This is a genomic window from Burkholderia sp. Bp8986 (genome assembly GCF_003854225.1).
In the GTDB taxonomy this organism is placed as follows: Bacteria; Pseudomonadota; Gammaproteobacteria; order Burkholderiales; family Burkholderiaceae; genus Burkholderia.
The window spans coordinates 56,088-75,712 of sequence record NZ_QTQM01000035.1 but is presented as its reverse complement, the minus strand read 5'-3'; the positions used below and the strand labels follow the sequence as shown (position 1 = coordinate 75,712).

The following is a 19,625-nucleotide window of genomic DNA, read 5'->3' as shown; positions in this document are numbered from 1 at the left end:
GGCATGGGCGGTGCCTGACGTCGAGGTGGCACGCAGCGTACCGGCGAATCGTGGGCGGTTGTCCTGTCAGCGTTGACCGGGCACACGCACGACCTGCGCCGAATCACGTTGCCTCGCGTCGTCGCGGCGCGAAACAAAAAACCCGCCGGCAGGCTGGTGCTTGCGGGCGGGCGAAGACACCTCGGGCCGAGCGGCGCGGGTGTCGCGTGAAGAACGGAGAACCGGGGTGCGTCAGAACTTGTGGCGCAGCGCGAGACGCACGGCCACCTGGTTCGACGTCGACGACGGCGCGTCGGTGCCGGGGATGAACGCATTGTCGAGGATCGAGTTCGTCTTGTCGCCGGCGATGTGCTGGTACGCGGCCTGCACGTACACGTCGGTACGCTTCGACAGGTTGTAGTCGGCCATCAGTCCGACCGAGTGGATCTTCGGCTTCGCGTCGCCGGTCGATGCGTCGTACTTCTCGAGCGACAACACGTACTGCGCGCCGACCATGAACGCCGGCGTGATCTGGTACGAACCGTTCACCTCGAAGTTCTGGTACTTGATCGCGCTGACGGTCGCACCCGGTGCGATGATCGCGCCCGGCGTGCCGAGGTAGCCATTGCCGGTCGGATTCTTGTAGTTCGAGTTCGTGTACGCGAAGCCGACCGTCGCGGGTCCGAACGTGTAGTTGATGCCCGCGCCGAACACGCGCATGCGCTCGGCGATGTAGCTCGCGTCGTTCGCGGTGATCGCACCGGCCGAGCCGTCGCCCGGACGGTTCGCCTGCAGGTAGGCGGCGCCGATCAGCAGGCCGTTGTTCTGGTATTGCGCGCCGAAGCTGTACGCGCGGTTGTCCGAGAAGTTCGTGCTGTTGCTGAAGCTGTATGCACCGCCGAACTGGAAGCCGCCGAAGTTCGGGCTCGCGTACTTCACCGTGTTGTCGAGGCGGAACGAGTTGTCGGTGTTGTCGTTGTCAAACGGGTGCGCGAGCAGGTAGCCGCCCCAGTTGCCGTTGGCCGTGGTCGGCGCGAGATAGTCGACCACGGAGTCGTACTGGCGGCCGAACGTCAGCGTGCCGTACTGCGTCTGGCTCAGGCCGACGTATGCCTGGCGGCCGAACATGCGGCCGCCCTGGTTGAGCCGGCCGGTGTTCACGTCGAAGCCGTTCTCGAGCTGGAAGATCGCCTTCATGCCGCCGCCGAGATCCTCGCTGCCCTTCAGGCCCCAGCGGCTGCCTTGCGCGTAGCCGCTCGCCATCTCGTAGACGTGGCCGGTGCCGACGTTGTTCGTGTAGTTCAGGCCTTCGTCGATCACGCCGTACAGCGTGACGCTGCTTTGCGCGAACGCGGGGGCTGCGAAGGTTGCCGTTACGGCGAGCGCCGTCAGGGTCTTTTTCATTGAGAGATCTCCGGGATATCCAGCTTCTTGTATCGGTTGTCGTGAGCGCGTCCGGCGAGGCGCGCCCCGTCATCCGGGGCGACCCGGCGCAGCGCGCGCGGCGCCGGAAGCGCGCGATGCGCGGCGGCGCGGCGACCGGCTGGGTCGGGTCGTGTCTCCTCCGATGACACCGCGCATTCTTCCCAAGCCGAAACGGATTCGAAAGCGAGTAATTTCGATGGATGGGATCGGGTTCGCCAATGGGGCGCGGCGGGTCGTTTCGACGGTCGAAACGGTGTGCGCGGCGCCGCGCTTCAACGCGGGGCGAGCGGTGCCCGAACAAGGCTCGACGCAGCCCGTTCCGGGCCGCGCGCGGGCCCGGTGAATCGGCTGAGAGGCCCGTCCGGCGGGCCATGCGAGGCACCCGACGATCGATTGGCGCTGCCGATTGCAATGATCGGAATTACTCGTTTCCCTAAACATATTGGTGGCTCGACCATGCAGCCTGACCGGACGTGGCTGGCTTCGCGATTTGCCGGTCGCCGCGCATGCCGCGACGCACAAACAACAGATTCGATTTGGAGACGACCCACCATGCAGATTCGACGACTGAAAACGGTCCTTCTCGCCGCCGCGGCGATCCTGTCCGCGCCCGCGGCCCATGCGGCCGGCGGCGCGTGCGCCGACGGCAAGACGGTCCATTTCGCGGGCATCACGTGGGAGAGCGGGTCGTTCGCGACCGAAGTGCTGCGGCAGATCATGGAGAAGGGCTACGGCTGCAAGACGGACGTCGTGCCGGGCAGCACGGCCGCCACCGAAACGGCGCTCGCGCGCAACGACCTGCAGATCTGGGCCGAGCAGTGGACGGGCCGCAGCGAGATCACCGCGAAGGCCGTTTCGTCGGGCGCCGTGAAGCTGATCGGCGACACGCTGCCGGGCGGCACGACCGAAGGCTGGTTCGTGCCCGACTACGTGGTGAAGGGCGATCCGGCGCGCAACATCAAGCCGGTCGCGCCCGGGCTCGTGTCGGTCGACGATCTGCCGAAGTTCAAGCAGGTGTTCGCCGACGAGGAGGAACCGGACAAGGGCCGCTTCCTGAACTGCCCGACGGGCTGGGACTGCGAGCGCGTGAACACGCGCCTGCTGAAGGTGCTCAAGCTCGACCAGTCGTACACGAACTTCCACCCGGGCACCGGTGCGGCGCTCGACGCGGCGATCGCGTCCGCGTACCAGCGCGGCGCGCCGATCGTGTTCTATTACTGGGGCCCGGCCGCGCTGATGGCGAAATACAAGTTCACCGCGCTGAAGATGCCGGCCTATAACGAAGCATGCTGGAAGACGTTGCGCGACGAGAGCAGCACGCACCAGTGCGCGTCGTCGTACATGGTGTCGCGGCTGACGGTCGGCGTGTCGAAGCCGTTCGCCGATGCGAATCCCGATCTCGTCGGTGTATTCGGCAAGGTGCGTTTCCCGATGGACTTCCTGAACCAGACGATCCTCGAGATGACGACGAGGAAGATCGACGGCGCGGCGATGGCCACGCAGTTCCTGAAGACCCGCCAGGACATGTGGAAGCAGTGGGTGCCGGCCGACGTCGCGCAGAAGATCGCCGGCAGCCTGAAGGGCGCGTAACCTGCGCGCGGCGGCGGGCCCGCGCCCGCCGCCGCCGTCACGCGCCTTCGCGGCGCGACGGAGAATCAACATGAACGGCTTCTTTCTGCACCTGTCGATCGCCGACTGGGTGAACAGCGCGCTCGAGACGTTCGTCGCGCAATACGGCGACAGCTTCCATCACTTCAGCGCGCTCGTGTTGCGCTACCTGCTCGTGCCGCTCGAAGGCGCGCTGCGCGTCGCGCCGCCGTGGCTCGTGCTGCTGGTCGTCGGCGCGATCGCGTGGAACGCGACGCGCCGCATCGGCCTCGGCGCGCTCTTCATGCTGCTGCTCTACGCGATCGGCTGCTTCGGCCTGTGGGACAAGCTGATGCAGACGCTCGCGCTGATGCTCGTCGCGACGGTGCTGTCGGTTGCGATCGGCGTGCCGGCCGGCATCCTCGCGTCGCGCAGCGCATGGCTGCGCCGGATGCTGCTGCCCGTGCTCGACGTGATGCAGACGCTGCCGAGCTTCGTGTACCTGATCCCGGTGCTGATGCTGTTCGGCCTCGGCAAGGTGCCCGCGATCCTCGCGACGATCATCTACGCGCTGCCGCCGCTGATCCGCCTGACCGATCTCGGCATCCGCCAGGTTGATCCGGACGTGACGGAAGCCGCGCGTGCGTTCGGCACGACGCGCTGGCAATTGCTCGTCAACGTGCAGTTGCCGCTCGCGCGGCCGAGCATCATGGCCGGCATCAACCAGACGACGATGATGGCGCTGTCGATGGTCGTGATCGCGTCGATGATCGGCTCGCGCGGGCTCGGCGAGGACGTGCTCGCGGGCATTCAGACGCTCGACGTCGGCAAGGGCACGCAGGCCGGCCTCGCGATCGTGATCCTCGCGATCGTGATCGACCGGATCAGCCAGGGCTTCGGCCAGGAGCGGCGCGCGCGCCGCCGGCTCGCACAGCAGCGCCGACAGAAGGGCGCGTCGCGCGTGCCGTACCGGCTGCCGCGCAAGGCGGAGTCGGCGGGCGTCGATTCGAATCAGGCGACGCAATCGTCGCGCGCATAGGAACGGAGGCAGACATGGCGACCATCGACGTCAAACACGTGTACAAGCTGTTCGGGCCGCAGGCCGCGCATGCGCGCGTGCTCGACCTGCTGCGCTCGGGCAAGCGCAAGGCCGACGTGCTGGCCGAAACGGGCTGCAACGTCGGGCTCAACGACGTGAGCCTCGGCATCGAGTCGGGCGAGATCTTCGTGATCATGGGGCTGTCGGGTTCCGGGAAATCGACGCTCGTGCGGCACTTCAACCGGCTGATCGAGCCGACGGCCGGCGAGATCGTGATCGACGGCAGCGACGTGATCAAGCTCGACGCGCACGGGCTGCGCGAGCTGCGCCGCTTCAAGGTCAGCATGGTGTTCCAGAACTTCGGGCTGCTGCCGCACCAGACCGTGCTCGACAACGCCGCGTATGCGCTGCGCACGCGCGGCGAGAAGCGTCACGACGCGGCCGAGGCCGCGCGCAACTGGCTGACGAAGGTCGGGCTCGACGGCTACGGCGATCATTATCCGGACGAGCTGTCGGGCGGGATGCGGCAGCGTGTCGGGCTGGCGCGCGCGCTGGCGGCCGATACCGACGTGCTGCTGATGGACGAGGCGTTCTCCGCGCTCGATCCGCTGATTCGCACCGAGATGCAGGATCAGCTGCTCGAACTGCAGGCGACGCTGTCGAAGACGATCGTGTTCATCACGCACGATCTCGACGAGGCGCTGCGCATCGGCGACCGGATCGCGATCCTGCGCGACGGCACGCTCGTGCAGGTCGGCACGCCGGACGACATCCTGTCGCGTCCGGCGGACGATTACGTGAAGCGGTTCGTCGAGAAGCGCACGAGCGTGAACTGACGCGTCGTGCCCGGTCAGGCCGCGCGGTGCGCGGCCGTCGTCAGCACGATCTTGCCGACGTGCACACCGGAGTCGATCAGCACGTGCGCGCCGCGCGCGTCGTCGAGCGGGAAGGTGCGGAACACCTGCGGTCTGACCGTGCCGGCTTCGACGTGCGGCCACAGGTGCCGTTCGAGTTCGGCGATGAGTGCGCCCTTCTCCTCCGGCGTGCGCGAGCGCAGCGTCGAACCGATGTGCGTGAGGCGCTTGGTCATCATCGGCCACACGTCGAGTTCCTTCGCCGGCCCGTTCAGCGCGCTGACCTGCAGGATCCGCCCGTTCATCGCCGCGGCCCGGTAATTGCGCGCGACGTAGTCGCCCGCGATGATGTCGAGGATCACGTCCACGCCCTTGCCGGCGGTGATCCTGTCGACTTCGGCGACGAAATCTTCTTCCCGGTAATGCACCGCGTGATCCGCGCCGAGCCGCAGGCTCGCGGTTCGATGCGCTTCCGAGCCGACCGTCGTGATGACGGTCGATGCGCCCATCGCCTTCGCGATCATCGTCGCGGTGGTGCCGATGCCCGACGCGCCGCCGTGGATCAGCACCGATTCGCCCGCCTGCAGCCGCCCGCGCTGGATCAGGTTCAGCCAGACCGTCAGGAACGTTTCCGGCAGCGCCGCGGCTTCGATCATGTCGAGGCCGGGCGGCAGCTTCATCGTCGTGAGGTGATGGGCGACCGCGTATTCCGCATAGCCGCCGCCCGTCACCAGCGCGCTGACCCGGTCGCCCGGCGCGAAGCCGCGCACGGCTGCGCCGGTCGCGACGACTTCGCCCGCGATTTCCAGGCCCGGGATGTCGGATGCGCCGGGCGGCGGGTTGTAGTGCCCCTTGCGTTGCAGCACGTCCGGGCCGTTCACGCCGGCGGCGTGAACCCGGATCAGCACTTCGTCGGCCTTCGGCCGCGGCACGGGGCGACGTGCGGTCGCCAGGACTTCGGGGCCGCCGGGGCGCGTGATTTCGACTGCCGCCATGTCGGCGGGAACGGGGGAGAGCGTATCGGACATGTTTGCCTCGAAAAGACTGGTGAGTGGTCGGTGAAAAAAGTATAGGCTTGGGCCTTGATGAATTCGCGCAGCGATTTTCGCGACCACAGATGCAAATTTGCATCACACCGGAGAAACCGCTTGAACTGGGACGACGCACGCATTTTTCTCGCGATCCACCGCGAACGCAGCCTGCGCGGCGCCGCGCGGGCGGTCGGGCTCGACCAGGCGACGGTCGGCAGGCGGCTCGCGGCGCTCGAGCGCGCGCTCGGCGCGACGCTGTTCCTGCGCACGTCGGCCGGGTACGTGCCGACCGCGGTGGGCGAGGTCGCGCTGCGCAACGTGGAGAAGATGGAGCAATCGGCGATCGACCTGGTGCGGCAGACCCAGGGCGTCGACCGGCGTCTTGCCGGCGACGTGCGCGTGACGACGACCGATACGATCGGGCTCGAATTCGTGATGCGCGCGATGCGCGACCTGCACGACGAGCATCCGGACGTGCGCGTGCTGCTCAACACGTCGACGCAGGTGGAGAACCTCGCAAAGCGCGAGGCGGACATCGCGATCCGTACGATCAAGCCCGACAATCCCGATCTGCTCACGCGCCGGCTTGCCGCGTGGCCGACGGGGTTGTACGCGTCGGAGGAATACCTGGAGCGGCATGGCGAACCGGTGCCCGGCACCGGCTTCGAAGGACATGACCTCGTGTGCTTCCTGCCGCACCTGAATGCACGCGGCCCGCTCACGGTGGTCGGCGAGCCGGTGCGCGCGGGGCGGATCGTGTCGGGGCTGAATTCGAATCTGATGTTGCGCGCGGCGGCGCGCGCCGGGCTCGGGCTCGCCGAGCTCCCGGTGCCGATCGCGGAGCGCGACGCGCTGGTGCGCGTGTGGCCGGCGCGTACGTCCGCGCGTCCTTACGAAGTCTGGATGGTGACGCACAAGGACTTGCGGCATACCGCACGGATGAGCGCGATGATCGATCACATCGTGCGGGTGTTCGACGAGGTGGGCGTGCGGAGCGGGGCGCGGGATTGGAGGTGAATTGAAGTACGAGATGCGGTTCACTGCAGTGTGTCGACGATCTGCGGGATCGGCCCGGGCGGGTGTGACCTGTTCGATGCCGGCGAACCGGCCTTCGGGGCGTGAAAAACGAACGGCGGTAGTGATTTTCCGATGAACGAGAGGGCTCGATGAACCGATTCAGCGTGGACGGAAAAGCGCTTGGCGATTGGGCGAAGTTTCACGACTACTTCGCGAGCGAATTCGGATTTCCGGGTTACTACGGCCGGAACATGGATGCATGGAACGATTGCATGAGCGACTATTGCTACGAGCACGGCATAGTGTCGCTGCGGATCGACGATGCGGGAGCGTTGAAGGATCGCAATCCGGAGATATTCGCCGCGCTCGTCGAGTGCAGCGCGTTCATCAACTGGCGAGCAACGAAGGAAGGGGGCGACCCGTTGATCGTGTTGTCCTATTGGGCGTAGTCGTGGCGTTGACGTTGCGTTGAGTTGAGTCGCATCGTGAAGCCGATCGCCGGGCCGGCACGCAACCGCATCGCGCGCGCCTGCCCGCATCGTCGAGAACGCAGCCGCCTTAATGCGTGACCGTTTCCCGTTCGCTTGCTCTCACGGCAGCCGCGTCGCCACGCCCCGCATCCGCCAGAACCAGATCCGCGCCTTTCTCCGCGACCATCATCGTCGGCGCGTTGATGTTGCCCGACGTGATGTTCGGGAACACCGATGCATCGACGATCCGCAGCGCCTGCAGCCCGTGCACGCGCAACGACGCATCGACCACCGACGTCGCGGCGTCCGGCCCCATCGCGCACGAGCCGCACAGGTGGTAGATCGAACCCGACTGCTCGCGGAAATACTGCAGCATCGCTTCGTCGGAATCGACCTGCGGCCCCGGCGAGATTTCCTCGACGGTCATCGACTTCAGCGCCGGCGCGCGCATCAGCGCACGAATCACCTTGCTGCCCTGCACGGCCTCGTCGAGATCCTTCTGCGTGGTCAGCGCATTGATGTGGATCTTGGCGGCATCTTCCGCGCGGTTCGAGGCGATCTCGATCGTGCCGCGGCTCGTCGGCCGGCACGGGTTGAACGCGATCAGGAATCCGGAGTAAGGCTCGGGCTTGATGCTCGCGCGGTCGCTCTTCGGGATCCGGTACGACAGCGGGTTGAAGTAAAGCTGGATGTTCGGCTCCTGCGCATCGGCCGTGCCGCGGAAGAAGCCGCCCGCCTGGTTCACGCTCATCGCGAGCGGGCCGCGCTTCGTCAGCAGGTAGCGCAAGCCGATCTTCATCTTGCCGAGCAGGGTGCCCATCTCGTCGTTCAGCGTCGGCCGGTTCGCCTTGAAGTAGAAGCTCACGCACAGGTGGTCCTGCAGGTTGCGGCCGACGGCCGGCAGCGCATGCACGAGCGGCACGCGCCGGCGCGCGAGCAGCGCCGGATCGCCGACGCCCGACAGTTGCAGCAGCTTCGGCGTATCGACCGCGCCGGCCGCGAGGATCACCTCGCGCGCGGCGACGAGCGTTTCGTCGCCGTGCCCGCCCGCGATGACCACGCCGGTCGCGCGCGTGCCGTCGAACGTCACGCGCCGCACGAGCACGCCCGAGCGCAGCGTGAGGTTCGCGCGGTCCAGCGCGGGACGCAGGTACGCGAAGCTGCTTGAACAGCGTTCGCCGTGCTTCGTGTTCAGGTCGTAGATGCCCGCGCCCTCGAACTGCGCGCCGTTGAAATCGTCGGTGCGCGGCAGGTTCAGTTCGCCGCAGCCCTTCAGGAACTCGTGGACGATCGGATGCACGTCGGCCTTCATCGACGTGATGTGGATCGGCCCCGTCGCGCCGTGATGCTGCGGATCGGTCGCGCCGGCCGCGTGGGTTTCGAGCTTGCGGAAGTACGGCAGCACGTCGTCGTACGCCCAGCCCGGATTGCCGGCGGCCGCCCAGTCGTCGTAGTCGCTGCGCTGGCCGCGCACGTAGACCATCGCGTTGATCGAGCCCGAGCCGCCGACCACCTTGCCGCGCGGGCAGTACAGCTTGCGATCGGCGAGCTGCGCCTCGGGCTCGCTGTAGTACATCCAGTTGTAGCGGCGGTTGTAGTAGGTCTTCGTGAAGCCGACGGGCACCTTGAACCAGAACGACGCGTCGCGCTCGCCCGCTTCGAGCAGCAGCACCGAGTGCCGGCCCGATTCGCTCAGGCGGTTCGCGAGGATGCAGCCGGCCGAGCCCGCGCCGACGATGATGTAGTCGTAGCTCATGTCTGTCCTTTGCGCTCAGCCCTTCGCGGGAGCGAGATCCTTCACGTCGACGGGGCGTTCGCCCATCTGCAGGTGCAGCCGTTCGCCGGTGTACGGCGTGTGGCGCCTCACGACGTCCATGTCGAGCTCGATGCCGAGGCCCGGCTCGTTCGACGGGACGATGTAGCCGTCTTCCCAGCGGATCGGCGTCTTCACGACTTCGGCGTGGAAACCGCCCCACGTCATGATGCTTTCCTGGATCAGGAAGTTCGGCGTGCAGGTCGCGAGCTGGATGCTCGCGGCCGCGCCCACCGGCCCGTTGTACAGGTGCGGTGCGATCTGCGCGTAGTGCACTTCGGCGAGCGTCGCGATCTTCTTCGCTTCGAGCAGGCCGCCCACACGCGCGACGTTCAACTGCAGGATCGATGCGCCGCCCGCCTGCAGCAGCTTGTGGAATTCGTACTTGGTGGTCAGGCGCTCGCCGGTCGCGATCGGAATCGACGTGTGCTTCGCGACTTGCGCGATCGCCTCTTCCTGGCCGGGGGGCACCGGCTCCTCGAACCACAGCGGGTCGTATTTCTCGAGCCGCTTCGCGAGCCGGATCGCCGACGACGGCACCATCTGCCCGTGCGTGCCGAACAGCAGGTCGGCCTTGCTGCCGACGGCTTCGCGCACCTTGCGGCAGAACGTCTCGCAGCGGTCGAGCACTTCGAGCGACAGCTGGTGGCCCGAGTAGGCCGTGTACGGACCGGCCGGATCGAACTTGACGGCCGTGAAGCCGAGCTTCACGTTCTCGGCCGCGCATTCGGCCGCGAGGTCGGGATCGTCGTAGTCGTATTCGCCTTTCGCGTTCTTCGGGTACAGGTACGTGTACGAGCGCAGCCGCTCGTGGATCTTCCCGCCGAGCAGTTCGTACACGGGCTTGCCGGCGGCCTTGCCGATGATGTCCCAGCACGCCATTTCAAGGCCGCTGACGACACCCATCATCGTGAGATCCGGTCGCTGCGTGAAGCCGCTCGAATAGGCCTGGCGGAACAGCCGTTCGACGTGATGCGGGTCGCGGTTCAGCAGGTGCCGTTCGAACACGTCGTCGATGATCGGCGCCATCGCCTTCGGGCCGAACGTCGCCGAGTAGATCTCGCCGACGCCTTCGATGCCGTCGTCGGTCTTCAGCTTCACGAAGATCCAGTACATCCCGCCGACATGCGGCGGCGGCACGGCGACGATATGGGTTTCGAGCGAAACGATCTTCATGCGGACTCCTGGATACGGGAAAGGCGGTTGAGGCGGTATTTGAGGAACGCGGCCGCGCCCGCGCCGCAGAGCGCGATCGCAGCGATGTAGCCGAAATAGAGCTGGTAGCCGTGCGCGCCCGGCCAGGTATGCGTCACGTAGCCGTTGATCAGCGGCACGAACACGTCGGGCGAATAGCCGAGCACCGAGATCAGGCCGATCGCGAGGCCCGCGCAATGCGTCGGCACCTTGCAGTCGTCGAGCAGCGACCAGTACAGGCCGCGGATCGCATAGGTGAGGATGCCGATGAACAGCACGAGCACGACGAGCATCGCCTGCGGGCTATGCGCGGGTGCTGCGATCAGCCCGACGAGCGACAGCGCGGCGAGGACCAGCGCCCAGAACAGCACCGACACCTTCGAGACGCGGTCGCCGAGGAAGCCGCCGCCGATGCCGCCGACGGGGCGCATCCACAGCTTGAGCGTCGTGATGAAGCCGGCCGCCGTCGCGCTGAGCCCGAAATTGCCTTCGTGCAGGTAGGCCGAGAAGCTGTAGGTCGCCCAGAACACCTGGTAGCCGCAGAACACGATCGCGGCGACGAGCCACAGCTCGGGGATCGCCGCGAGCGTCTTCAGGTCGGTCAGCACGCTGCCTTTTCGGCGTTCCGTCACGGCCTTGCGATCGCCCGCGCCCGCCGGATCCTTCACCAGCGCGAGCAGCACGCCGAGCGCGATGCAGAAGAACGCGTACAGATGCACGACGAGCGTGAAGCCGGCCGCATCGGTGCCGCCGCGCGCCTGCGTCACGTAGGCGAACAGCGTGATCGCGATCGTCGCGAGCAGCGCCTCGACGAGCCCGCGGCCGCCGTCGAGCAGCCCGAAGAAACGGCCCTGTTCGTCGGGGCCCGCGATCATGTTCACGCGCTTGATCACGGCGGCCCAGAACGTGAGGCCGGTGGTCAGCCCCCAGCCGCCGAAGATCAGCACGAGCGTGTCGAACGACGGCCCGGTCGCGTAGACGAGCCCGAGCGCGCCCGTCGCGAGCAGCGAGAAGCAGATCAGCCAGCGCGGCGACAGGCGGTCGGCCAGCCAGCCGCTCGGCAGGTAGCTGACGAGGAAGATCGTGCCGAGCGACGAATACAGGTAACCGAGCTGCACGTCGTCGATATGGAAAAACTGCAGCATCGTCGGCTGGTACACCTGCCGCAGATACAGCATCGGGTAGATCGCGCCGGCGGCAATCACGAGCAGCAGCAGTTGCAGGTAGCGTTGCGCGCGGGAATGCTGCGACGCGTGAGCGTCGTCGTGCAGCACGAGCGACGCGGCGGGCGTCGACGGTTGAGTCGGCATGATGTCTTCCTCCATCAGGCGTCCTTGAGGCGGATGCCTGTAGGTTTTTTATGTTCTGGTGGGTCAGGGCGGCGCGCGGCGGGGTGTCGTCGCGCGCGCGCCGGAAACGGTGCTTGGGTGCGGCGGTGTCAGTACTTCATGACGACGAGGCGCGTCTGCGTGAATTCAAGCATCCCGTGCTTGCCGTCGTCGCCGCCGAGGCCCGAGCGCTTCCAGCCGGCGTGGAAGCCCTGGTACGGATCGGCCGGCGTGCGGTTCACGTACAGCTCGCCGGCCTCGATCGCGTTCGCGACGGTCATCGCGGTGCGGTAGCGCTCGGTATAGAGCACCGACGACAGGCCGAACTGGTGGTCGTTCGCCTGCGCGATCGCTTCGTCGATCGTCGTGTAGCGCAGCACGGGCATGATCGGGCCGAAGGTTTCCTCCTGCACGATCTCCATGTCCTGCCGCACGCCGGTGAGCAGCGTGGGCGGGTAGAAGAAGCCGGGGCCGTCGGGAATCGCGCCACCGGTTTCGAGCGTCGCACCCGCCGCGATCGCACGTTCGACCATCCCGTGGATGTGCGCGCGCGCCGATGCGCTGACGAGCGGGCCCATCCGCGTGGCGTCCTGCGCACGGTCGCCGATGCGCACGGCGGCCATCTTCTCCTTCAGCAGCGCGACGAAACGGTCGTGCACGCTGTCGTGCACGTACACGCGCTCGATCGCCGTGCAGAGCTGGCCGCAATGGGTCGTCTTCGACGCGACGAGCGTGGCGGCCGCGCGTTCGAGGTCGGCGTCGGGCTCGATGATCGCGGGCGTCTTGCCGCCGAGTTCGAGCGACGGCTTCGCGATGTTCGCCTTGCAATAATCGAGCACCTTGCGGCCCGCGTTCACGCTGCCGGTCAGCGTGATCATCCCGACTGCCGGGTGCGTGCACAGCGCTTCGGCCGTCGCGTGATCCATCGTCAGGATGTTGACGACGCCCGGCGGGAAGCCCGCTTCGTCGGCCGCCTTCGCGATCTCGAACGCGGACACCGGCGTGTGGTTGCTCGGCCGCACGACCACGGTATTGCCGGCGATCAGCGCGGGCGCGACCTTGCGCAGCAGCGTGTAGACGGGATAGTTGAACGGGATCAGGCATGCGACGACGCCGATCGGCTCGCGCTGCAGGAACAGGTTCTCGTCGGGCGTGTCGCTCGGGATGATCTCGCCCTCGATCCGGCGCGCCCACTCGGCGTGATAGCGCGTGATCTGGCCCGCGTAGACGGCTTCGTTCGACGCGTCCTCGATGCTCTTGCCGGATTCCTGCGCGAGCGCCGCGCCGATCTCCGGAGCACGCGTGGTCAGCGCGTCGGCTAAGCGGTGCAGGTACACGGCGCGCTCGGCGCTCGGCAGCTTGCGCCACGCCTTCTGCGCGGCGGCCGCGGCGTCGACGGCGGCGAGCGCGTCGGCCGGCGTCGCGGCCGGCACGTGCGCGAACGGCGCTTCGGTGGCGGGATTGTGGACCACGATGAACGCGTCGCTTTCCGGGGCGACGAAACGGCCGTTCACGTAGTTGCGTTCGGTGCGCATGAAGTGACTCCTCCGATGAATGCGGGCGGATCGCTTCGGGTGGCGACACGCGCGGTACGGGACAGAGGCCATTCTCTTCATGCGTTTAGCGCACGACAAACGACTTATTTTCGCGTCGAGCATGAGAAAAACGCACGTTACTCGTTCGATCGGCCGGAATCGCGCGTCCGGCAAGGCTGCCGTGGCGGGGGCCGGGAGCGGGACGGGCGGCGGCGGGGCCGCATTTTTCGACTGATCCGGATGCGCGCGCGAGCGGGAGCCGGTAAGGTGTCGGCCGCGGTTGACGCTTCGGCGCGGCGCGGGGCGGTCGGCTACGCTTGGGGCGCGGATCGTGTGCTAGGCCAGCGGCACTTGCGGCAGCGGCGACGACGGTTCGAGATGGCGCTTCGCGAGCCACACTTCCTGCTGCAGCCAGTCGCGGAACTGGACGATGTGCGGCAGGTTCGTCTGCTCGGGCCGCGTGACGAACCAGTACGACTGGTGGCCGTCGACGTGTACGTTGAGCACCTGCATCAGCTGCCCGGTCGCCAGTTCGCGCGCGACCATGTGGCGATCGGCGATCGTGATCCCGAGGCCGTCGATCGCCGCGCGGATCGCGTGGTCGAGCAGGTCGAATTCGTAGCCGCCGCGCGTGTCGACGTCGGCGATGCCGGCGGCCTTCAGCCAGTGCTGCCAGGTCAGGTAGCGCTGGTCGTCGGTGGCGAGCACGTGCAGCAGCGTGAAGCGGTTCAGGTCGATCGGCGCGCCGTCCTGTCGCAGCCGCGCATACAGCGCGGGCGCGCAGACGGCGATATGCTGCTCCTGCATCAGCAGTGCGTTGTCGAAACCGTCCCATTCGCCGTCGCCGAAGCGGATCGCGCAGTCGAGCACGCGCGATTCGCCGAGACTGTCGTGGATGCGGGTCGTGAGGCTCAGCTCGAATTCGGGATGCGCGTCGCGCAGCCGGCCGAGCCGCGGCATCAGCCAGCGCGCGGCGAAGGTGGGCGGCACGTTCGCGCGCAGGCGGTTCAGGTGGGTTTTTTCCTGCAGGCTGCGAACGGTCAGCTCGATCTTGTCGAACGATTGCTGCAGCGCGCGCAGCAGCACGCGGCCGGCCGCCGTCAGTTCGAGCTGGTGATGGCGGCGCTCGAGCAGGGTTTCGCCGAGCTGGCCCTCGAGCTGGCGAACCTGGCGGCTCACCGCGCTCTGCGTCACGTTGAGCAACTCGGCCGCACGTGTGAAGCTGCCGGTGCGGCCGGCCATCTCGAAGGCTTTCAGCGCGTTCAGCGCCGGCATCTTGCGTCTCACGGGGCGGTGTCGTGTCTGGTGCGGGATGCTTATTGTAGGCGGGCGGCGCGGGCGCGGGGACGATGAATGGATGCGACGGAGGGCGCGGGCCTCAGGGGCTTTTACGGCGCGGCGGTTGGCGCGCCTCGTTGCGACCGGGCTGCCCGCAGGATGGTCGGCGGCGCCGGCTCGCAACAGCACGAACGATACGAACGAAAGGGACACACATCATGCGACGCCTGCCATCGTTGATCGCGCTGCGATTTTTCGAGGAGACCGCGCGTCACCTGAGCTTCAACCGTGCGGCGGTTTCGCTGTGCGTGACGCAGGGGGCGGTGAGCCGGCAGATCCGGCTGCTCGAGGAGGCGCTCGGCGCGCGGCTGTTCGAGCGCGATCACAAGGGCGTGCGCCTGACCGATGCCGGCCAGCGGTTGCTGCCGTTCATCGGGCAGGCGTTCGATACGATCGAACGCGGCGTCGACGAAGTCGCCGCCACGCGGCCGGGTGCGAAGCGGCGCCTGACGGTGTCGCTGCCGCCGACGTTCGCGACGCAGTGGTTTTCGCCGCGGCTCGGCACGCTCGCGCAGGCGCTGCCCGACGTCGAGCTGTCGATCCGCACCGAGCCGGCCGACGACTGCCATTGCCACATCCGCTTCGGGCGCGCGGCGCGCGCGGGGATGCAGTCGGAGCTGCTGCTGATGGAGCGGCATGCGCTCGTCGGCGCGCCGCGTTATCGCGGCGATGCGCTCGACGTGCTGCTCGGCCGGCTGCCGTCGCTGCATGTGCTGCACGAAGGCAAGCGCCTGACGCTATGGGCCGACTGGTGCGAGCAGGCCGGCGTGCCGGTGGCGCGGATCGCCGACGGCATCGAGTTTTCCACGCTCGAACAGGCGATCCGCGCGGCGCGCAAGGGCGCGGGGCTCGCGGTGGTCGACCTGAACATGATCGAGGAGGAGATCGCCGAGGGCAGCCTCGTGCGGCTGTCGCCAGTGCAGCCGATCGGACCGTTCGGCTATTGGCTCGATGTCGAGCCGGAGAGTATCGCGGTCGAGCACGTGGTTGCGTTTGCCGCGTGGTTGCGGGGGCAGGCGGGGCGGCGGGGGTAGGGCGTGGTCGGGGCGACATGATCGTGTGCCGATACCCGTTGTCACGAGGTCGTGCGGATCGCCCCGGTCGCTGTCGTCGATTCTGTCAGAGAGTGTCACCAGCCGAGGAATACAAATCGGGGTCCAGGCCGAAGTGCATGAACGTTTCGCGGCCCCCGATGGCTCTGGCCTCGGCTTCCGAAATGATGGGTAACTTGCACTTCGACGGATCGATGCGTCCCACGTTGAAGACGGTTCTCGGCAGCGGCGCGGCGGGCGTGCTGATCGGCGGTGCGGCCAGTTCGGCGGAGGACGCACGCGCGAGATTGCGACGGAGTTCGTATGCGAGGAATTCTTCAAGGAGTCGTCGCATTTCCGCGCGCCGGACGACACGATTCCCGTTCGTCGTGCGCCTGCGTGCCGCTGACGGCCGCGCAATCCGGAATCGGGTTATCGGGCTATGCTTTTCTGGCATCGTAAATCCCCTTCTCGATCAAGTAATCGCGTAGCGCCAGCACGGATGCGCCATGCGATGCAACGTCGAATGTCATCCACCGATGTGATCCGGCGGCTCGCCAGAAGTCTCGTCCGATTCGAGTCGTATAAAGCATGCGTAGTGATCGAAGCGAGCCATCGGCCAGCCCGACCGGGTATCCCCGAAAGAACTGGAACAGCGCGGCTTCGTCTGCGTGCGCGCCAGGAATGGAAGCGTCGAAGCCGAACCTCGGCCACGCGTAGTATCCGTAGAGCCGCTGGCCGCCCGACTCCGGCGGCGCTTTGCGGCCGCCGATCGCGAAGGCGGTGATCCGGGCGATGCCCAACGTATCACATGCTTGAACGATTCTCCAGAGCATAGCCGCGCCGAGCCCGGCGGCTGCGCTGTCGACCAGATCGATTGAGCGAAGTTCGAGTACCTGCGAGTCGCCGGTTTGGAAGACGGATATCCGGTTTTCCGATTGGATCAACGTCGGGTGTGTGACGGAGAACGTCAGTCTGCCCGCACTGTCGAGATAGGCCTGTACGTCCGATCCGGACGGCGCGCCGCATAACGAAGCGAGCAACCCGTCAGGAACTTCGTCATCCATACCAAGCAATGCGGAGATGTCCAGATCGTTACGCTCGATCGCCAAGTGACCGTCGAAAAATGCCTTCTCGTACGGCAACGTATGACTGAGATCGACGGGTTGGGTAGACATGGCGGCCGGAAGAATGGAAAACCCCAGCATATCGCCGCGAATCCGCCGCGCCGAGTCCGCCGAACGGCCAACCGCGAGACGGAACGCCCGCCGTCCCGCCGGCCTTACGACCAGTCGAACGTCAGCAGCGCCGCGCGGCCGACCGGCTCGTATGGCCTGTTGCCCGGTGTAATGCGCGTCCAGTTCCTTGCGAAAGCCTGCGCCGTACGTGTCGGGCGGGTTCTCCGGATAGAAGTAGCGCGGGTCGCCGAGCAACGTATAGCGGTTGTTTTCGTCGAGCCGGAACCCGATCCAGTTCGCGCGCAGATAGTCGTTGTGGTGCGCGGCCGTGTCCTGTCCGACGACCCCGTCATAAGGTTCGACCGGGCTGAGCGGGTAGATTCAGCCTTCCCAATACGGATCGATCGCCGACAGGTCGATCGACACGAGCGGATGCAAATGGCGCGCGAGTGCGGCCTGGTGCGCGGCGAGGACGTCGGTGTCCGACGCATAGACCTTCAGGCCGGGTTGTGGCGTGACGATGTCTTCGATCATGATCGGTGTCCGCATGGTGAGCGTTCGGCAAGGCTTCACGAGTGAAGGCGGAAACCGGATGAATGCCGGCGCCGCAGCAGCCTGTCGGAATCAGGTTCCGTTCATCCGGCCGATCGGATGTGAAAGCATTCGCGCTGCCCCTCTGGAGATCGTCTTCTTGATAATAGTTGATAACCGGGATACGCTTCATGGATCGAATTCAATCCGTTCGGGAGGTCGACATGATCAGTGCGGAACTGGGCCAGCAACTGGAGGCTTATGTCGCGAAGCTGGTCGAATCGGGGCGTTACGGGTCCAAGAGCGAAGTGCTGCGCGAAGGCGTGCGCCTGATCCAGGATCGCGAGGCGCAACTGAACGCGCTGGACGCGGTGATCGCGCGCAGCCTGGCCGATGCGCAAGCAGGGCGCGGCGCCGAGGCGGCGGAAGTCTTCGATCGTCTCGAGGCGAAGTATCGGGCGCAGGCGGATCGGCAGGCCTGATCGTGCGCCTGCCCGATTTTGCGATTGCCGAACTCGAAGCGGTCGCCGATTACATTGCACGCGACAACCCGCAACGCGCCGTGACGTTCGTGCGGGAGATTCGCGACAAGTGCATGAGTCTGGCCGCGATGCCGCTGGCGTTTCCGCTGGTGCCGCGCTTCGAGCGTTACGGCGTGCGGCACCGCGTGTACGGCAACTACCAGATCTTCTATCGAGTCGTCGGCGATCCGCCGACGCGGATCGACATCCTTCACGTCCTGCACGGCGCGAGGGACTACGCGTCGATTCTGTTCTGAGCGAACGCGAGCATCTCATCGCGCCCGGAATGAGCGAGCCCGCCCACGACCGGGTGCGACAGAATCGCGCTCGGTGTCGCCGGCGCGCATCGGCGGCGAGTCGAGGCAAAAGCCTCGCGCGCGATGAAGCCGGCGGCCACGCAGCCCGCCACCCTCGTCAATGCCCCGACGCTTCCTCCAGCGTCAGATGCTTCGTCTCCGGCGCCCACGCGATGGACACGATCATCCCCACCAGCAACACGCCCGCGAGCGCGAACATCGTCGCGTGAAAGCCGAGCGTCGCGATGCCGGCCGGCAGCAGGAACGTGCCGATCGCCGAACCGAGCCGGCTGCACGCGATCGCGAGGCCCACGCCGCTCGCGCGCACTTCGGTCGGGAAGCACTCGGGCGGGAACACGCCGACGAGGTTGCTGAACGCCGACATCGTCAGCGTGAAGATCGCGAACGCGACGATCATCGCGACGGCCGCCGCCGACGGCAGCACCGCGAGCGCGACGAGCGACGCGCACGTCACCGCGAACGAGCCGATCAGGAAGCCGCGTCGCGACAGCCGGATCGTCAGCCAGATGCCGATCAGCGCGCCCAGCACGAGAAACGCGTTCAGCAGCAGGTCCGCACCGAAGCCTTCGGCGAGGCCGATCGTCTTCAGGATCGTCGGCAGGAACGTGTAGATCGCGAAATACGGAATCACGAGGCACACGAAGAACGCGCAGTTGAAAAGCGTGCGGCGGATCAGGTCACGCCGGAACAGTCGCGCGAAGCCGGCATTCGCCTGCGGTTCGGCCGAACCGTCGAGCATCACGTGCGGCCCGAAATGTTTCGCGACGATGGCGCGCGCTTCCTGCACGCGGCCCTTGCCGAGCAGCCAGCGCGGCGATTCGGGCGTGCCGATCCGCAGCACCAGCACGATCAGCGCAGGCAATGCAGCCGACGCGAGCAGCCAGCGCCATGCGTCGGGCGCGGCGTCGCCGTACGCGAGGCCGAGCACGTTCGCGGCGACATAGCCGAGCGTCCAGATCACGCTGAACGAGCCGAGCAGCGCACCGCGATGCTTGCGCGGCGAGAATTCGGCGAGGATCGCGTGGCCGACGGTGAAGTCGCCGCCCATCCCGAAGCCGATCAGCACGCGCAGCACGCACAGTTCGAGCGGCGACGTGACGAAGAACTGCGCGAACGCGGCCGCCGTGATGATCACGAAGCTCGTCAGGAAGATCTTCTGCCGGCCCATCCGGTCGGACAGCCAGCCGAACACGAGGCTGCCGAAGAAGATGCCGATCAGCGCCGAGCTGCCGATCATCCCCATCCAGAACGCGTCGATCGGCATCTGCCTGCCGAGCGCGGCGAGCGCATAACCGATCGTGCCGAGCGTGTAGCCTTCGGTGAAATGCGCGCCGAACGTGAGGCCGGCGATCTTCACGTGGAAACGGTTGAGCGGCACGTCGTCGAGCGCGACGGGGCGGTGCGGCGCCTCGGCGCCACGCGACAGCGGCAACGCGC

At 67.0% G+C, this 19,625-nt stretch carries 19 protein-coding genes; 8 read left to right on the top strand and 11 right to left on the bottom strand.

Translation table 11 applies throughout. The features are described 5' to 3' along the window. Positions 1–231: 231 nt before the first annotated feature. Positions 232–1,383 carry a porin gene (locus DID99_RS26505; protein WP_124487047.1) on the bottom strand — a complete coding sequence of 384 codons (1,152 nt, stop codon included), beginning with the start codon at positions 1,381–1,383 and terminating at the stop codon, positions 232–234. A gap of 573 nt (positions 1,384–1,956) precedes the next feature. On the opposite strand from DID99_RS26505, the gene DID99_RS26500 reads away from it, so the two are divergent. The 3 genes from DID99_RS26500 (at position 1,957) to DID99_RS26490 (ending at position 4,866) form a co-directional block, all read left to right on the top strand. After that, on the top strand, positions 1,957–2,994 hold the full coding sequence (locus tag DID99_RS26500) for an ABC transporter substrate-binding protein (protein WP_124487046.1): 1,038 nt from the start codon (positions 1,957–1,959) through the stop codon (positions 2,992–2,994). Between the two features lie 70 nt (positions 2,995–3,064). Continuing rightward, positions 3,065–4,030, top strand: coding sequence for a proline/glycine betaine ABC transporter permease (locus DID99_RS26495; RefSeq protein ID WP_044848041.1), 966 nt, complete (start codon positions 3,065–3,067; stop codon positions 4,028–4,030). Between the two features lie 14 nt (positions 4,031–4,044). After that, on the top strand, positions 4,045–4,866 hold the full coding sequence (locus tag DID99_RS26490) for a glycine betaine/L-proline ABC transporter ATP-binding protein (RefSeq protein ID WP_124487045.1): 822 nt from the start codon (positions 4,045–4,047) through the stop codon (positions 4,864–4,866). Positions 4,867–4,880: 14 nt separating this feature from the next. Here the strand turns inward: DID99_RS26490 and DID99_RS26485 are convergent, their stop codons facing one another. After that, on the bottom strand, positions 4,881–5,912 hold the full coding sequence (locus DID99_RS26485) for an NAD(P)H-quinone oxidoreductase (protein ID WP_124487044.1): 1,032 nt from the start codon (positions 5,910–5,912) through the stop codon (positions 4,881–4,883). 120 nt (positions 5,913–6,032) lie between these two features. Here DID99_RS26485 and DID99_RS26480 point away from each other — a divergent pair, with 120 nt between their 5' ends. Continuing rightward, the gene (locus tag DID99_RS26480; RefSeq protein ID WP_124487043.1) at positions 6,033–6,932 is read left to right on the top strand and encodes a LysR family transcriptional regulator; all 900 of its coding nucleotides are present in this window, start codon (positions 6,033–6,035) and stop codon (positions 6,930–6,932) included. A 149-nt stretch (positions 6,933–7,081) separates the two neighbouring features. Next, positions 7,082–7,381, top strand: coding sequence for a barstar family protein (locus tag DID99_RS26475; protein WP_124487042.1), 300 nt, complete (start codon positions 7,082–7,084; stop codon positions 7,379–7,381). A gap of 109 nt (positions 7,382–7,490) precedes the next feature. Here the strand turns inward: DID99_RS26475 and DID99_RS26470 are convergent, their stop codons facing one another. The 5 genes from DID99_RS26470 to DID99_RS26450 form a co-directional block, all read right to left on the bottom strand. Beyond that, positions 7,491–9,158 carry a GMC family oxidoreductase gene (locus tag DID99_RS26470; RefSeq protein ID WP_124487041.1) on the bottom strand — a complete coding sequence of 556 codons (1,668 nt, stop codon included), beginning with the start codon at positions 9,156–9,158 and terminating at the stop codon, positions 7,491–7,493. Between the two features lie 15 nt (positions 9,159–9,173). After that, the gene (locus DID99_RS26465; RefSeq protein ID WP_124487040.1) at positions 9,174–10,391 is read right to left on the bottom strand and encodes a mandelate racemase/muconate lactonizing enzyme family protein; all 1,218 of its coding nucleotides are present in this window, start codon (positions 10,389–10,391) and stop codon (positions 9,174–9,176) included. Beyond that, positions 10,388–11,719 carry a nitrate/nitrite transporter gene (locus tag DID99_RS26460; protein ID WP_185715743.1) on the bottom strand — a complete coding sequence of 444 codons (1,332 nt, stop codon included), beginning with the start codon at positions 11,717–11,719 and terminating at the stop codon, positions 10,388–10,390. The genes DID99_RS26465 and DID99_RS26460 overlap by 4 nt, the downstream gene beginning before the upstream one ends. 128 nt (positions 11,720–11,847) lie before the next feature. Next, positions 11,848–13,272: an aldehyde dehydrogenase gene (aldA, locus tag DID99_RS26455; protein WP_124487038.1), complete on the bottom strand. Its 1,425-nt coding sequence runs from the start codon at positions 13,270–13,272 to the stop codon at positions 11,848–11,850. Positions 13,273–13,608: 336 nt separating this feature from the next. Continuing rightward, positions 13,609–14,547 carry a LysR substrate-binding domain-containing protein gene (locus DID99_RS26450; RefSeq protein WP_011356424.1) on the bottom strand — a complete coding sequence of 313 codons (939 nt, stop codon included), beginning with the start codon at positions 14,545–14,547 and terminating at the stop codon, positions 13,609–13,611. Between the two features lie 221 nt (positions 14,548–14,768). Between DID99_RS26450 and DID99_RS26445 the strand changes: the two genes are divergently transcribed. Further along, on the top strand, positions 14,769–15,644 hold the full coding sequence (locus DID99_RS26445) for a LysR family transcriptional regulator (RefSeq protein WP_124487037.1): 876 nt from the start codon (positions 14,769–14,771) through the stop codon (positions 15,642–15,644). An 85-nt stretch (positions 15,645–15,729) separates the two neighbouring features. On the opposite strand, the gene DID99_RS26440 is transcribed toward DID99_RS26445, so the two are convergent. The 3 genes from DID99_RS26440 to DID99_RS37395 form a co-directional block, all read right to left on the bottom strand. Continuing rightward, on the bottom strand, positions 15,730–15,996 hold the full coding sequence (locus DID99_RS26440; protein ID WP_124487036.1) for a hypothetical protein: 267 nt from the start codon (positions 15,994–15,996) through the stop codon (positions 15,730–15,732). A gap of 85 nt (positions 15,997–16,081) precedes the next feature. Next, complete coding sequence (locus tag DID99_RS26435; RefSeq protein WP_260427292.1) at positions 16,082–17,074, bottom strand: hypothetical protein; 993 nt, start codon at positions 17,072–17,074, stop codon at positions 16,082–16,084. Positions 17,075–17,200: 126 nt separating this feature from the next. Continuing rightward, entirely contained in the window at positions 17,201–17,353 is a 153-nt protein-coding gene (locus tag DID99_RS37395; RefSeq protein ID WP_185500415.1) for a hypothetical protein, read from the bottom strand. 221 nt (positions 17,354–17,574) lie between these two features. On the opposite strand from DID99_RS37395, the gene DID99_RS26430 reads away from it, so the two are divergent. Further along, a complete protein-coding gene (locus DID99_RS26430; protein WP_124521000.1) occupies positions 17,575–17,832 on the top strand; it encodes a type II toxin-antitoxin system ParD family antitoxin in 258 nt (85 codons plus the stop codon). Next, positions 17,829–18,128 (top strand): type II toxin-antitoxin system RelE/ParE family toxin, encoded by a 300-nt coding sequence (locus DID99_RS26425; RefSeq protein WP_185641022.1) that lies wholly within the window; start codon positions 17,829–17,831, stop codon positions 18,126–18,128. Before DID99_RS26430 ends, DID99_RS26425 begins: the two co-directional genes overlap by 4 nt. 157 nt (positions 18,129–18,285) lie before the next feature. Here the strand turns inward: DID99_RS26425 and DID99_RS26420 are convergent, their stop codons facing one another. Beyond that, positions 18,286–19,620 carry an MFS transporter gene (locus DID99_RS26420; RefSeq protein ID WP_260427293.1) on the bottom strand — a complete coding sequence of 445 codons (1,335 nt, stop codon included), beginning with the start codon at positions 19,618–19,620 and terminating at the stop codon, positions 18,286–18,288. Between the last annotated feature and the right edge of the window lie 5 nt (positions 19,621–19,625).